The organism is Mesorhizobium qingshengii (assembly GCF_027563465.1).
Classification (GTDB): domain Bacteria; phylum Pseudomonadota; class Alphaproteobacteria; order Rhizobiales; family Rhizobiaceae; genus Mesorhizobium; species Mesorhizobium qingshengii_A.
In genome coordinates this window covers 422,236-436,622 of record NZ_JAPFQA010000001.1, presented here as the reverse complement: position 1 = coordinate 436,622, position 14,387 = coordinate 422,236, and the positions used below count along the sequence as shown (strand labels likewise).

At 63.1% G+C, this 14,387-nt stretch carries 17 protein-coding genes; 13 read left to right on the top strand and 4 right to left on the bottom strand.

The features are described from left to right. Positions 1-112 precede the first annotated feature (112 nt). A complete protein-coding gene (locus OOJ09_RS01990; RefSeq protein WP_269903581.1) occupies positions 113-838 on the top strand; it encodes a helix-turn-helix domain-containing protein in 726 nt (241 codons plus the stop codon). Positions 839-992: 154 nt separating this feature from the next. Here the strand turns inward: OOJ09_RS01990 and OOJ09_RS01985 are convergent, their stop codons facing one another. The 4 genes from OOJ09_RS01985 to OOJ09_RS01970 are packed head-to-tail and all read right to left on the bottom strand — an operon-like array spanning position 993 to position 4,776. Beyond that, on the bottom strand, positions 993-2,033 hold the full coding sequence (locus OOJ09_RS01985; RefSeq protein WP_269903580.1) for a heme-dependent oxidative N-demethylase family protein: 1,041 nt from the start codon (positions 2,031-2,033) through the stop codon (positions 993-995). A gap of 9 nt (positions 2,034-2,042) precedes the next feature. After that, positions 2,043-3,008, bottom strand: a complete 966-nt coding sequence (locus tag OOJ09_RS01980; protein WP_269903579.1) for a PDR/VanB family oxidoreductase — start codon at positions 3,006-3,008, stop codon at positions 2,043-2,045. Then, positions 3,005-3,601 (bottom strand): dimethylamine monooxygenase subunit DmmA family protein, encoded by a 597-nt coding sequence (locus OOJ09_RS01975; protein ID WP_269903578.1) that lies wholly within the window; start codon positions 3,599-3,601, stop codon positions 3,005-3,007. Before OOJ09_RS01975 ends, OOJ09_RS01980 begins: the two co-directional genes overlap by 4 nt. 41 nt (positions 3,602-3,642) lie before the next feature. After that, a complete protein-coding gene (locus OOJ09_RS01970; protein ID WP_269903577.1) occupies positions 3,643-4,776 on the bottom strand; it encodes an aminomethyltransferase family protein in 1,134 nt (377 codons plus the stop codon). 285 nt (positions 4,777-5,061) lie between these two features. Here OOJ09_RS01970 and OOJ09_RS01965 point away from each other — a divergent pair, with 285 nt between their 5' ends. From OOJ09_RS01965 to OOJ09_RS01910, 12 genes are all read left to right on the top strand, one after another. Next, entirely contained in the window at positions 5,062-5,349 is a 288-nt protein-coding gene (locus OOJ09_RS01965; RefSeq protein ID WP_269903576.1) for a hypothetical protein, read from the top strand. Between the two features lie 12 nt (positions 5,350-5,361). Further along, positions 5,362-5,739 (top strand): hypothetical protein, encoded by a 378-nt coding sequence (locus OOJ09_RS01960; protein ID WP_256749873.1) that lies wholly within the window; start codon positions 5,362-5,364, stop codon positions 5,737-5,739. A gap of 15 nt (positions 5,740-5,754) precedes the next feature. Then, positions 5,755-5,916, top strand: coding sequence for a hypothetical protein (locus tag OOJ09_RS01955; RefSeq protein ID WP_172351483.1), 162 nt, complete (start codon positions 5,755-5,757; stop codon positions 5,914-5,916). A 14-nt stretch (positions 5,917-5,930) separates the two neighbouring features. Then, on the top strand, positions 5,931-7,325 hold the full coding sequence (locus tag OOJ09_RS01950) for an APC family permease (protein WP_269903575.1): 1,395 nt from the start codon (positions 5,931-5,933) through the stop codon (positions 7,323-7,325). A gap of 45 nt (positions 7,326-7,370) precedes the next feature. Beyond that, positions 7,371-8,060 carry a hypothetical protein gene (locus OOJ09_RS01945; protein WP_269903574.1) on the top strand — a complete coding sequence of 230 codons (690 nt, stop codon included), beginning with the start codon at positions 7,371-7,373 and terminating at the stop codon, positions 8,058-8,060. Next, complete coding sequence (locus OOJ09_RS01940; protein ID WP_269903573.1) at positions 8,057-8,386, top strand: hypothetical protein; 330 nt, start codon at positions 8,057-8,059, stop codon at positions 8,384-8,386. The genes OOJ09_RS01945 and OOJ09_RS01940 overlap by 4 nt, the downstream gene beginning before the upstream one ends. An 85-nt stretch (positions 8,387-8,471) precedes the next feature. After that, positions 8,472-9,368, top strand: a complete 897-nt coding sequence (locus OOJ09_RS01935) for a class II glutamine amidotransferase (RefSeq protein WP_269903572.1) — start codon at positions 8,472-8,474, stop codon at positions 9,366-9,368. A gap of 4 nt (positions 9,369-9,372) precedes the next feature. Beyond that, positions 9,373-10,098 (top strand): GXGXG domain-containing protein, encoded by a 726-nt coding sequence (locus OOJ09_RS01930; RefSeq protein ID WP_269903571.1) that lies wholly within the window; start codon positions 9,373-9,375, stop codon positions 10,096-10,098. 6 nt (positions 10,099-10,104) lie between these two features. Beyond that, entirely contained in the window at positions 10,105-11,433 is a 1,329-nt protein-coding gene (locus OOJ09_RS01925) for an FMN-binding glutamate synthase family protein (protein WP_172351489.1), read from the top strand. Between the two features lie 40 nt (positions 11,434-11,473). Then, the gene (gene glnT / locus OOJ09_RS01920; protein WP_269903570.1) at positions 11,474-12,781 is read left to right on the top strand and encodes a type III glutamate--ammonia ligase; all 1,308 of its coding nucleotides are present in this window, start codon (positions 11,474-11,476) and stop codon (positions 12,779-12,781) included. A gap of 36 nt (positions 12,782-12,817) precedes the next feature. Beyond that, positions 12,818-14,071, top strand: coding sequence for a sarcosine oxidase subunit beta family protein (locus OOJ09_RS01915; RefSeq protein WP_269903569.1), 1,254 nt, complete (start codon positions 12,818-12,820; stop codon positions 14,069-14,071). Positions 14,072-14,087: 16 nt separating this feature from the next. Then, positions 14,088-14,363, top strand: coding sequence for a sarcosine oxidase subunit delta (locus tag OOJ09_RS01910; protein ID WP_269903568.1), 276 nt, complete (start codon positions 14,088-14,090; stop codon positions 14,361-14,363). Positions 14,364-14,387 lie beyond the last annotated feature (24 nt).

Sequence of the window (14,387 nt, the reverse complement as noted above, 5' to 3'; positions counted from 1 at the left end):
TGGATCGCGAGCATGCGCTCCCAAGCGGCTTGCCGTCGCAGTTGCGCTCCTGTATCGGCACCGAATATGTTCACCTCTGGTGAAATAAATCTTCAGAGCCCGGGGTGGCGACATGGCGAAAAAAACTTCTGATCCCAAGGCTGGCGCCAACCCTGCCGGTGCAAAGGCAAAGCCGCTGCCAAAGGTCTCGGTGGAGGGCAAAACCATCCGGGCGCCGCTGACCCAGAACCCGCACGCCATCCGCGACACCCGCGAGAAAGTGCTGGAGGTGGCGATCGGTCGCGAGGTGCGAGCGTTCCGCAAGAAGCTCGGCATCACCGTTGCCGACCTGGCGGTTGCTACCGACATTTCGCTCGGCATGCTGTCGAAGATCGAGAACGGCATCACCTCGCCGTCGCTGACCACCTTGCAGGCGCTGTCGAGGGCGCTTGGCGTTCCCGTCACCGCCTTCTTCCGCCGCTTCGAGGAGGAGCGCAGCGCCGTTTTCGTCAAGGCCGGCGAAGGCCTCGATGTCGAGCGCCGCGGCACGCGCGCCGGCCACCAGTACAACTTGCTCGGCCATATCGGCTCCAACACCAGCGGCGTCGTCGTCGAGCCGTATCTGATCACGCTGACCGAGGATTCCGATGTGTTCCCGACCTTCCAGCACGAGGGCATGGAGTTCCTCTACATGCTCGAAGGCGAGGTCGTTTACCGCCACGGCAGCAACCTCTACCCGATGAAGCCCGGTGACAGCCTGTTCTTCGATGCGGACGCCCCGCACGGACCGGAAGTGCTGACCGTTTTGCCGATGCGCTACCTCTCGATCATCTGCTATCCGCAGAACAGCGCTGGTTGAGTTGCTTGGGTTCCTCGCCCCCACGAAAATGGGGGGGAGGTGTCTCGGCGAAGCCGAGACGGAGAGGGGGAACCGCGCTCTACGAAGGCCCCCTCTCCGGCCGCTTCGAGGCCACCTCTCCCCCCTTTGCGGGGGCGAGGAACCCAAGTCTTGATCAGTCCGGCCCGAACCCCGGCGACGTCGGGCTGCCATCGTCGAGCTTCGACAGCCACTCGACCAGCGTCGGCCGGTAGCGGGTCAGGCCCTTGTAGTTGGCAAGCTCGTCGGGCAGGTCGCGGATGACGCGGTGCAGGCGCCTTGCCCATTTCGGCTGCGTCACCAGTTCATCCATCTTGATCAGATAGCAGCGGATCGGAAAGACGATGCCGTTCGAGCGCGGCAGCCGCCAGAAGCTCTGCAACTCGACGCGCAGATGCACCTTGTCGCCGACATTCTCCGGCGTCACCGTCGCCCGGTCCGGTCCCCATTTGTGATAGTTTTCCGGGCTTGTATCGAGGCGAGGATTGACGGTCATCGTCCAGTTCAGGCGCCGCGCCGGCTTGCCTTGCTGGATGTTGGTGAGGAATTTCAGCGCCCGGGTGAAGATCCCCTTTTCGTGCGCCAGCGGCACCGGCGCGTGCCACTCGAAGAAGTTCATGCCGATGTCGAAATCGAGCGACCAGTCGGCCTGCGTCGTGACCATGCCGGCATCCATCCACAGATTGCCGTCGCGCTGGTCGAGGATGCAGAAGTCGCCCTGGCTTTGCCGGGTGATATATTCCATCGGTCCATAGGGCAGCGTCGAGGTGTCGCCGAAGGTGAAGGTATCATCGATACCGAGCGGCCGGTTGATCCAGCGCCAGCGGTCGCCGTCGCGGGTCAGCGTGAAATGCTCGGGATAGCCCAGCGCCTGCTGCTCCATCAGAAGCTCCAGCAGGTCCCAGCCGGCCAGCGTCATGTGCGGCAGCGACTGGCAGCGCAACGGGTCCTCGGCCAGCACCAAGGCACGGTCCTGCATCTCGGCGACATAGTGCTCGTCGACGTCGATCAGGTTCTCCAGCACGCTGCCCTTCGGGCCAACGACATGCGGCTCGATGTTGACCGCATACATGTAGGCGTCTTCGTGGAAGGGGAACGGAAACCGCCTTATGTGCTCCGGGCTGTTCTTGAAGGTGAAGTCGTCGCGGAACGTTTCCTTGCGAAAGGTAATGCCCAAGCTCGCCTCCTATCTTTCCAGCACCAGCGACCGGCCCTCGAAGCGCGACACGCACGGCATGATCTTGCAGCCCGACCGGTGGTCTTCCTCGCTCAGCCAGTGGTCGTTGTGGATGAACTTGCCGTCATACGAGATGACATTGGTTTCGCACTGGCCGCAGACGCCGCCACGGCAGAGATAGGGCGGATCGACGCCGGCCGCCTCGATCGCTTCCAGGAGGCTCTGCTGTTCATCGACCCTGGTCGTCTTGCCGCTGACGGCAAGCGTCACGTCGAAGGGCAGCCCGGGCTGGGGTGCCGCGAAATGCTCGAAATGCACGGTCTCCGCCGGCCAGCCCAGCGCGGCTGCCCGGTCGCGCACCCAGTTGATCATGCCGGCCGGGCCGCAGACGTAAAGATGCGTGCCGAGCGGTTGCGTCGACAGCAGCCGGTCGAGTTCGATGCGTTCATCGAGGTCATCGTGATAGAGCCTGATGCGGCGGTCGTAGCGCTCCCGCAGCACATCGGCATAGGTGCCGAGCGAAGCGGTGCGGCAAGTGTAGTGCAGTTCGAAATTGCCGCCTTCCGCTGCCAGTTGCGCGGTCTGCGCCATGAACGGTGTGATGCCGATGCCGCCCGCCAGCATCAGGTGCTTCCTGGCGCGCAGGTCGAGCGAGAACAGGTTGACCGGATAGCTGATGACCATCTCCAGCCCGGGTCTGACGCTCCTGTGCATGAACAGCGAACCGCCGCGGCCGACATCGTCGCGGCGCACGCTGATCGTGTATTCGCGCGTGTCGAGCGGCGAGCCCATCAGCGAATAGGGATTGAGCCGGGTGCGCCCGCCGTCGCGCATCTCGACCACGACATGGGCGCCGCCGGAAAAAGTCGGCAACAGTTGCCCGTCGCGCCGGCGGAAATGAAAGCGGGTGACCAACTCGTTGACCGGGACGACGTCGCTGACCACGACATCGAGCTTGGTGGTGCCGGTGCTCATCGGAATATCTCCTCCATCGGAGGGATTTCGCTGCGATCCTCGGCGTTGATGCACACACCCTGGAAGGCGGCGACGCGCCTGGAATAGTGATCGCGCACCAGAAGCAGCAGGCCGCAATGCGCGCAGGTCGCCGGCTGTGTCGTCACATTCTCGGTGATGCCCTTGCAGTGGACGCACTGCATGCGGCGCGCCAGCGAGCCGCGATGCTCGGTCTGGATCGAGGTGTGGTCGATGCCGGCCTCGAGTGCCACCTGCATGGCCTGGCCGATCAGGCCTTCGGTGCCGGCAAGGTAGAGACGCAACCCCATGTGCGCGTTGGCCAGCGTCTGCTTCAACCGGGGCAACAGGCTGGCGAAGGACGGCGCCTGATGAAACTGTGCCGGCTTCAGCGCTTCGAGGGCGGCGATGTGCTTGCCGCCAGGCCCTGGAATGAAGTCGATTTCGGCGCCGTCGAAAAATCCGGCGGGGGCTCTCCCGGCCATATCCGATATGGCGAGCGCACCCTCGGCATCGGCGATGAAAAGATGGTGCTTGCCGGGTTGCGGAGACAAGGTTCCGTAAACGGGCCGGCTGATGATGCTTTTGGCTGCCATTTAAGTCTTCGTGCCTCGAACCCCTCGCTGTCGACTATGCCTCAACCTTTCGCCGTGCGCTTGGTCTTCTTGGGATCATCGAAGGGAAGCGGCTGCGCCGTCGCCTTGACGGCGCCGCTCTTGTTGCGGATTTCCAGGCTGGTGTCCTTGACCGCGCAGTCGACGTCGAGGCGGGCGATGCCCATCGATTTCTTGACCAGCGGCGAATACATGGCGCAGGTCACCACGCCGACTTGTCTGCCGTCGCGATAGACCGGCGCGCCCTCGTCGGCCGGTTGCTTGCCGTCGAGCAGGACGCCGTAGATCTTGAAGCGCTCCTTGCCTTTGAGGCGATAGTGCTCCTCGGCGCCGCGGAAGCCGGTCTTGCCCGGGCTGACGGTGAAGTCGAGGCCGAGTTCCCACAGCGTGTCGCCGGGGCCTTCATTGGCGAACGGGTACTTCTGCGAATTGTCGTAGGGGTAGAACAAGAGGTAGCTTTCGACGCGCAGCATATCGAGCGTGGTGAAGCGGCACGGAATGATGCCGGCGCTCTTGCCCTCGTCGAGAATCCGGTCCCAGATGGTGCCGGCATCCTGGCCACGGCAGAATATCTCGTAGCCGCGTTCGCCGGTGTAGCCGGTGCGCGAGATCATCACGGGCAAGCCGAACAGTTGCGTCTGCATGTGATGGAAATAGTTGAGGTCGCGGATGCCCGGTACATGCCTGGCCAGATAGTCGACTGATGTCGGCCCCTGCAGCGACAGGTCGTGCAGATTGTCGTCGAAGCGCAATGAGACGTCACGTCCCACGGAAGCACGCTGCAATTCCTCATGGCCGGTGCCCGAGCCATGCACGACCATCCACGCGTTCGGGCCGGTGCGGTAGAGGATGCAGTCGTCGGTGAATTTTCCCGCCTCGTTCAGCATGCAGGCATAGGCCGACTTGCCAGGATAGATCTTCTCCACGTCGCGCGTGGTGGCAAGGTCGATCAGATGCGAGGCGTGCGGCCCGGTGATGTGGACCTTCTTCAGGCCCGACACATCCATCAACCCGGCCTTGGTGCGGATGGCGATGTACTCCTCGTCGGCATCCTTGTCGTAGGTCCAGGCGGTGCCCATGCCGCTCCAGTCTTCGAGCTTCGAGCCCAGCGCGCGATGGCGATCCGCCAGGGTCGAAAATCTCCAGGATGCCGTCATCCGCTCGTCCTCCGTCCGAAAATCCTGCTGTTCCCTGCTCCTTTGCGCACAGGCCGGAGCTTTGGTCGAATATTGATCGTAAACGCAGGAGGCCTGCAATCCCCTGCAAGCAAATAATTTCATTGTCAGGCAAAATCGACCGCCGAACCGAACGGTTAACTCAACGTAAATTCATCTTGACAATTGGAGAATTCGGCCTGAACTTATGAAAAAAATTTCACTCTCTTGAAAGAGAGCGGCGGGCGGTGGATTCGGAACCGGGCGTCGGCAAAAAGGGGAAAACCGATGTCAGACCTGCAGCAGCGCGTCGAAGCGCTGTACCGTTCCGACCTGCGCGGATCCGCGCTGCTGATCATCTGCCTGTGGGCGACGATCCTCTTCGTCCTGCTGATGACCTGGCCACACATACCCGACGCCGGGATCAAGCTCGTGGTGGCGATCGCCGCCGCCGCGGTGCTGATCTTCAACACGGCCGCCATCCTGGCGATGGTCAAGCACTACAAGGAAGACAAGGACTTCATCTACGGGCTCGACATCAAGAACGCCGACGCATTCCGCAACCGCAAGTCCTGAGGGGTAGAAAGCATGTCCCGCTACACGCCGCCGGAGCAGAGCAAGGCCGGGCAGATCTTCGATATCGTCGTCGTGGTCGTCGCCATATTCGTGGCGCTGTGGTTGCCGCTGAAGCTGGGGCTCGCCGGAGCGGCGAAGTCCATCGATGTACTCGACGCAAAGACCTGGGAAGCGCTTGGCCAGAACCCGACGATGGCCTCGATCTGGGAAAGGCTCGGCTACACGCCGGAGACGGCGCACGACATCATCCAGAACCGTTTCCATTATGTGATCGACTGGCCGACGCTGATCATCATGGCAGCGGTGCTGATCGGCTATTTCGTGTTCCTGTTCCGCGCATCCGACCGCGAATATCGCGACGTCATCAACGAAAAGTTCGACGACAAGTAATCCGGGGGACGCATCATGTGGGTGGCACTCTCTTACGCATCTTGGGGCATATCGATCGTGCTCGCGCTGTGGATGCTCTACGACTGGTTCAAGGTGGATACCACCTACACCGAGGATGTCCTGACTTCCTCACGCGAAGGCGAGCTTGAAGCCGTTTCCGAAAAACACCGGATCTGAGTGGGGATTGAACAATGACGATCACGCTTGAACCGGTAATCCACGGAGACAGGGTTTCACTGCTGCGCGTGCTTGGCCCAGCCCATGTCTGGGCGCTCGGCGTCGGCATCGTGCTGGTCGGCGAGTTCACCGGCTGGAATTTTGCCGCCGACAAGGGCGGCGCGCTGGCGGCGCTGATCGTGTGCTGGATCGTCGGGCTGCTCTACACCTCGGTCGCCATGATCGATTCCGAGGTGACATCGACCGTCGCCGCCGCCGGAGGCCAATACGCGCAGGCCAAGCACATCGTCGGACCGCTGATGGCGTTCAACGTCGCGCTGTTCCTGGTCTTCGCCTACACCATGCTGGAAGTGTCCGATGCCATCCTGCTCGGCGACACCATCGTCGCCAAGGCCGGCGTCGAAGGGCTCAACCACAATGCCTTCATCGCCGCGACCATCGTCGTGCTGGCGTGGCTCAACTATCGCGGCGTCCTGATGACGCTCAACGTCAACTTCGTCATCACCGCGATCGCCTATATCTCGATCGTCATCCTGTTCTTCTCGGTCAGCCCATGGACGCAAGGCGCCGTGCTGAAACTCAACGAGCTGGTCACTCCCGAAAACGCCCTGCCCTATGGCTGGATCGGCGTCATCGCCGCCTTCCAGTTCGGCATCTGGTTTTATCTCGGCATCGAAGGCACAACGCAGGCGGCCGAGGAAGTGCGCTCGCCGGCCCGCTCCCTGCCCTACGGCACCATGGCCGGCATGATCACGCTTTTGATCGCCGCCGCCATGACATGGTATGTCTGCGCCTCGCTGATGCCGTGGGAATATCTCGGCATCACCTATTATCCGCTGTGGGACGCCGGCAAGCTGACCGGCAGCCCGCTGCTCGAGAACCTCTTGTTCGTCGCCACGCTGCTGGCGGCGCTCGCGTCGGCCAATGGCTGCATCAACGACGCGGCGCGCGCCTGGTTCTCGCTCGGCCGCGACCGTTATCTGCCGAGCTGGTTCTCGGCGGTGCACCCGAGATATCGCACCCCCTATCGCTCGATCCTCTTCCTTTTGCCGATCGCGCTTGCCTTCGCCTTCATCGCCGACCTCAACCAGGCGATCACCTTCTCGATCCTGTCGGGCGTGCTGCAATACACCTTCATGAGCATCAACATCGTCATGTTCAGGAAGAAGTGGCCGCTCGCCTCGATCCGCCGCGGCTACACGCACCCCTTCCATCCGCTGCCGGCGATCGTGCTGTTCTGCCTGTGCGTAGTCACCTACTTCGCCATCTTCCTCGGCTTCGGTTCGCAGCTGATCGCCATGGTCGCCTTCTATTTCCTGATCTCGCTGTGGTTCCATTTCTACCGCTACAAATTCGTGCGGCGCGGCGACCAGTTCACCATGCCGTGGCCGAGGCCGCAGGGCTATTGATGGGAGAAGGCCCGTCCAGAATCCGGGCGGGCATGGCATGACAAGGTGTCCGAGGTGACGTCAGCACTGCTTGCCGGGGCAATTGTCCTGGCTCTCGTCCTTCACCTTGCCTGGCTGGCGCGTGCCAGCCGCAACAAGGCGGCAGCGGCGCTCGCCGCCGAGCAAGCCAACATCCGCACCGTCATTGCCGACGCAGCCGATGTTTCGGACGGCACCGCCGGTGTCATCACCTGGGAAGGATCATGGAATGGACGGCGCGTCCAGGTACGCACCATCATCGACACGCTGGCGACGAGAAAACTTCCGGCGCGCTGGCTGAGCGTCTCGATCACCGAAAAGGTGGCGGTGCCAGCTACGTTCGACATGATGATGCGGCCGGGTTCGCCAACGACCTTCTCCAATTTCGATCATCTCGATCACACGCTGCCGAAGAGTTCGGCATTGCCGGCCGAGGCCGTGGTGCGGACGGATCGCAAAGGCGTTCGCTTCCCGCAGGAGATCATCGCCGATCACCTGGGGATTTTTGGCGAAGGGCGCGCCAAGGAACTGCTGATCACTCCGAACGGAGTGCGCATCGTCTGGCTGCTGGCGGAGGCCGAACGCGCACGCTACGGCGTCTTCCGGCAGGCCGAATTTGGCGACGCCACGCTGGACCCGGCGCTGATCGAGGAACTGCTGGAATCAGCGTCGACGCTTCGTGACGCCATCAACAGAAACGAACGGCAAGCCGTATGACCAGCTCCACCGCCCCGCCCGCCCCGGCAAATCCGTATGCCGTTCTCGGCGCCGCGATTGTCTTGCCGGCTAGCGGACACGTCATTCTCGGCGTGCCGGTGCGAGGCTTGCAGTTTCTTTTCTTCATGGTGATCCTGGCATGGGTGACAGCCAAGATCGCCCCGCCTGATGCCAGCTTCGTCGGCCGCCATGCGGGTGGCTTCCTGATCTATGCCTTGTCGGTCCTCGATGCCTACAAGTTGGCCCGCATCCGCCATGCCCAATGGGTTCACAATGCCCGGCAGGGCAGCGATAGTGCGCATGGCGGCATTGAGCCGCATACGTAACTAGAGGAATATTTTTTTCATATGATTGAATTTGTGGGACTCATTCGATACATCATCTTCTAGCTACAAACGCCGGGAGGCTGACATGTGTGGAATCGTCGGACTGTTTTTGAAGGACAAGTCGCTTGAGCCCCAGCTCGGCTCGATGCTGTCCGAAATGCTGATCTCGCTCAGCGATCGCGGCCCGGATAGCGCCGGCATCGCCATCTACGGTGCGCCTTCCAAGAATGAGGCCAAGATCACCATCCAGTCGGCCAGGCCGGAGCGCGATTTCCGCGGCCTCGACACCGAACTCGCCAAGGCCATCGGAACGCCGGTGAGCATCGTGGTGAAATCGACCCATGCCGTGGTCAGGACCACGCCCGCCAAGATCGACGAAGCGCGAGAGGCCATCCAGGCACTGCGCCCCGACATCCGCGTCATGGGCGCCGGCGATGTCGTCGAAATCTACAAGGAGGTCGGCATGCCGGAAGCGGTGGTCAATCGCTTCGATGTCCGCAGCATGACTGGCACGCATGGCATCGGCCATACCCGCATGGCGACGGAATCAGCGGTGACGACGATGGGCGCGCATCCGTTCTCGACCGGCGCCGACCAGTGCCTGGTGCACAATGGCTCGCTGTCGAACCACAACAATGTCCGCCGCGAGCTGGTGCGCGAAGGCATGAAATTCGAGACCGAGAACGACACCGAAGTCGCCGCCGCCTATCTCTCCTCGCAGATGGCGCATGGCAAGAACCTGGGCGAAGCGCTGAAAGGCACGCTCTCCGACCTCGACGGCTTCTTCACCTTCGTCGTCGGCACCAAGAACGGTTTTGGCGTCGTGCGCGATCCGATCGCCTGCAAGCCCGCCGTCATGGCCGAGACCGACCAGTATGTCGCCTTCGGCTCGGAGTATCGCGCGCTGACCAAACTGCCCGGCATAGACAATGCGAGGGTCTGGGAACCGGAGCCCGCAACCGTCTATTTCTGGGAGCATTGAGTTCATGCCGGCAACCTCCAAGGCAACGCGCGACCAAAGCCACGCGCGCGTCTTCGACCTCGACGTCATGTCGCTGCGCGAACTCAACCAGGCGCTGCACAACCTGACGCCCGGCTCGAATGAAACGGCATGGGAAGTGCTGAACCCGAAGGGCAATCATTCGGTCGCCGTCGGCGTCGATCAGCCGGTCACCATCGATGTGCGCGGCAGCGTCGGCTATTATTGTGGCGGCATGAATTCCGGCAGCACTATCACCGTTCATGGCTCGGCGGGACCCGGCGTCGGCGAGAACATGATGTCGGGCTCGATCATCATCAAGGGCGACGCGAGCCAGTATGCCGGCGCCACCGGCCGGGGTGGACTGCTGGTCATCGAAGGCAACGCGTCGTCGCGCTGCGGCATCTCGATGAAAGGCATCGACATCGTCGTGCGCGGCAATATCGGCCATATGTCGGCCTTCATGGCGCAGTCCGGCAATCTGGTGGTGCTGGGCGACGCCGGCGATGCGCTGGGCGATTCCATCTACGAGGCGCGGCTTTTCGTGCGCGGCAAGGTCGGCAGCCTCGGCGCCGACTGCATCGCCAAGGAGATGCGGCCCGAACATCTGGAATTGCTGCAGGGCCTGCTCGACCGCGCCGGCATCACCGGCGTCAAGCCGACGGAATTCAAGCGTTACGGCTCGGCGCGCACGCTCTACAATTTCAATATCGACAACGCCGACGCGTATTGAGGCAGCATGACCTACAAGAATCCGCCGACGACGCCGCGTAAATCCGCGACCTTCGACGACTACACGCTTTCCGAAATCCGCCGCGCCGCGGCAACCGGCATCTATGACATCCGTGGCGGTGGCGCCAAACGCAAGCTGCCGCATTTCGACGACCTTTTGTTCCTCGGCGCCTCGATCTCGCGCTATCCGCTCGAAGGCTATCGCGAGCGCTGCGACACCAGTGTCGTGCTGGGCTCCCGTCATGCCAAGAAGCCGATCGAACTGAAGATCCCGATCACCATCGCCGGGATGAGCTTCGGCTCGTTGTCCGGCCCGGCGAAAGAAGCCCTCGGCCGCGGCGCGACGCTGGCCGGCACCTCGACCACCACGGGCGATGGCGGCATGACCGAGGAAGAGCGCGGCCATTCCAAGACGCTGGTCTATCAATACCTGCCATCCCGCTATGGCATGAACCCGCGCGACCTGCGCCGGGCCGATGCCATCGAGGTCGTTGTCGGCCAGGGCGCCAAGCCCGGTGGCGGCGGCATGCTGCTCGGCCAGAAGATCTCCGACCGCGTCGCCGAAATGCGCACGCTGCCGAAAGGCATCGACCAGCGCTCGGCCTCACGCCATCCGGACTGGACCGGCCCCGACGATCTCGAGATCAAGATCCTCGAACTGCGCGAAATTACCGACTGGGAAAAGCCAATCTACGTCAAGGTCGGCGGCGCGCGCCCCTATTACGATACAGCCCTTGCGGTGAAGGCCGGCGCCGATGTCGTCGTCGTCGACGGCATGCAGGGCGGCACGGCCGCCACGCAGGAAGTGTTCATCGAGAATGTCGGCCAGCCGACGCTCGCCTGTATCAGGCCGGCGGTGCAGGCGCTGCAGGATCTCGGCATGCACCGCAAGGTGCAGCTGATCGTCTCCGGCGGCATCCGCAACGGCGCCGATGTCGCCAAGGCGCTGGCGCTGGGCGTCGACGCCGTGTCGATCGGCACAGCCGCCCTTGTCGCGCTTGGTGATAACGATCCGCGCTGGGAGGCGGAGTACAACGAGCTCGGCACCACGGCCGGCGCCTATGACGACTGGCACGAGGGACGCGACCCCGCGGGTATCACCACGCAGGACCCCGAACTGATGAAGCGGGTCGACCCGGTGGCCGCCGGACGCCGGCTGGCGAACTACCTCAAGGTGATGACGCTCGAGGCGCAGACCATCGCGCGCGCCTGCGGCAAGAACAGCCTGCACAATCTCGAACCCGAGGACCTCGTCGCCCTGACGATCGAGGCCGCCGCCATGGCCGGCGTGCCACTGGCCGGCACCAACTGGATACCGGGGAAGAACGGCTTCTAAGACATCAGACCACCAAAAATACCATAAGCGAGGAACTATAATGGGGAACGATCTCGCCGCATTCGCCAAAGAGAACGGCGTCAAGTATTTCATGATTTCCTACACCGACCTGTTCGGTGGCCAGCGTGCCAAGCTGGTGCCGGCGCAGGCGATCGCCGACATGCAGAAGGACGGCGCCGGCTTCGCCGGGTTCGCCACCTGGCTGGATCTCACGCCGGCGCATCCTGACATGCTGGCGGTGCCGGACCCGGCTTCGGTCATCCAGCTGCCATGGAAGCCCGATGTCGCCTGGGTCGCCGCCAACTGCATCATGGACGACAAGGAGGTCGACCAGGCGCCGCGCAACACGCTGAAACGGCTGATTGCGGAAGCCGCCAGCGACGGCATGCATGTGAAGACCGGCGTCGAGGCCGAATTCTTCCTGATCTCGCCCGACGGCAAGACGATCTCCGACGAATACGACACCGCGTCGAAGCCTTGCTACGACCAGCAAGCGGTGATGCGCCGTTACGACGTCATCGCCGAAATCTGCGACCACATGCTGGCGCTCGGCTGGGGCGCCTACCAGAACGACCACGAGGATGCCAACGGCCAGTTCGAGATGAACTGGGCCTTCGACGATGCGCTCGCCACCGCCGACAAGCACTCCTTCTTCAAGTTCATGGTCAAGTCGATCGCGGAGAAGCATGGCCTGCGCGCGACCTTCATGCCAAAACCCTTCCAGGGCCTGACCGGCAATGGCTGCCATGCCCATATCTCGGTGTGGGACAAGGCCGGCAAGACCAATGTCTTCGCCGACAATGCGATGGAACTCGGCCTTTCCGCCAAGGGCAAGAACTTCCTCGGCGGCATCATGAAGCATGCCTCGGCCTTGGCCGCGATCACCAACCCGACGGTCAACTCCTACAAGCGCATCAACGCGCCGCGCACGATTTCGGGCGCGACCTGGGCGCCGAACACGGTGACCTGGACTGGCAACAACCGCACCCATATGGTGCGCGTGCCCGGCCCCGGCCGTTTCGAACTGCGCCTGCCCGACGGCGCGGCCAATCCCTATCTCTTGCAGGCGGTCATCATCGCCGCCGGCCTCGACGGCATCCGCTCGAAGGCCGACCCCGGCAAGCGTTACGACATCGACATGTACCAGCACGGTCACACGGTGAAGGGCGCGCCGAAGCTGCCGCTCAACCTGCTCGACGCCTTGCGCGAGTTCGACAAGGACAAATCGCTCAAGGCGGCGCTGGGTGAGGAATTCTCGTCGGCCTATCTAAAGCTGAAGCACCAGGAATGGAATTCCTATGCTTCGCACTTCACGCAATGGGAGCGCGACCACACGCTGGATATATAACCGTCCTGCCGGTGCGAGCGACCTCGGAATGAACGCATGAAATACTCGATCTTCTCGCTCGCACGCGCCGCCCTTTCCGGCCACAAGAACTGGCAGCGCACCTGGCGCGATGCCACGCCGAAGGACCGCTACGACGTGGTGATCATTGGCGGTGGCGGCCATGGCTTGGCCACCGCCTGGTTCCTGGCCAGCGAATACGGCATCAGAAACGTCGCCGTGCTGGAAAAAGGCTGGATTGGTTCCGGCAATGCCGGCCGCAACACCACCATCATCCGCTCCAATTACGGCCTGCCCGGCAACACCGGCTTCTACGAATTGTCGATGAAGCTGTGGGAGCGGATGGAGCAGGACCTCAACTACAACGCGATGGTCAGCCAGCGCGGCGTCGTCAACCTCTATCACTCGGACGCGCAGCGCGACGCCTATGCGCGGCGGGGCAACACGATGCGCATCAACGGCATCGACGCCGAACTGCTCGACCTCGCCGCGGTCAAGAAGATGATGCCGTTCCTGAATTTCGACAATGCGCGTTTTCCCGTGCAAGGTGGATTGCTGCAGCGGCGCGGCGGCACGGCACGGCACGACGCCGTGGTCTGGGGCTATGCGCACGCTGCGAGCACGCTCGGCGTCGACATCATCCAGAACTGCGAGGTCACCGGCTTCGTGCGCGACGCCAACGGCAAGGTGACCGGCGTCGAGACCTCGCGCGGCAAGATCGGCGCCGGCAAGGTCGGCATGGCGGTTGCCGGCAGTTCCTCGCGCGTCGCGGCGATGGCGGGCCTGCGCCTGCCGATCGAAAGCCACGTGCTGCAGGCCTTCGTCTCCGAGGCCATCAAGCCGCTGCTGCCCAACGTCATGACCTTCGGCGCCGGCCATTTCTACGTCAGCCAGTCGGACAAGGGCGGGCTGGTCTTCGGCGGCGACATCGATGGCTACAATTCCTACGCCCAGCGCGGCAACATGCCTGTGATGGAGGACGTCTGCGAAGGCGGCATGGCGCTGATGCCGATGATCGGCCGCGTGCGGCTGCTGCGCCAGTGGGGCGGCATCATGGACATGTCGATGGACGGCTCGCCGATCATCGACAAGAGCCCGGTGGACGGCCTCTACCTCAATGCCGGCTGGTGCTATGGCGGCTTCAAGGCGACGCCGGGCTCAGGCTTTGTGTTTGCCCATCTTCTGGCCCGCGACACGCCGCACGAGGAGGCCGCAAGGTTCCGCCTCGACCGCTTCCGGCGCGGTGCGATGATCGATGAAAAGGGCCAGGGTGCCCAACCGAACCTGCACTGAGGACGGTCAAGAAGTCATGCGCATTGTCTGTCCCTTCTGCGGCGAACGCGAACTCGGCGAGTTCACCTATCTCGGCGACGCCAAGCCGGTGCGGCCAGTGGCCGGCGCTTCGGAAGACGAGGTGTTCGATTATGTCTATCTGCGCGACAATGTCGCCGGTGAAACGAGCGAACACTGGTACCACGGCGGCGGCTGCCGGGCCTGGCTGAAGGTCGCCCGCAACACGCTGACGCACGAGATTTCCGCTGTCGAGCCGGCAGCGGGCGCCGGGGCGAGGCAGGCAGTGAAATGAATCTTCCTGTCCAAGTCAGCGCCG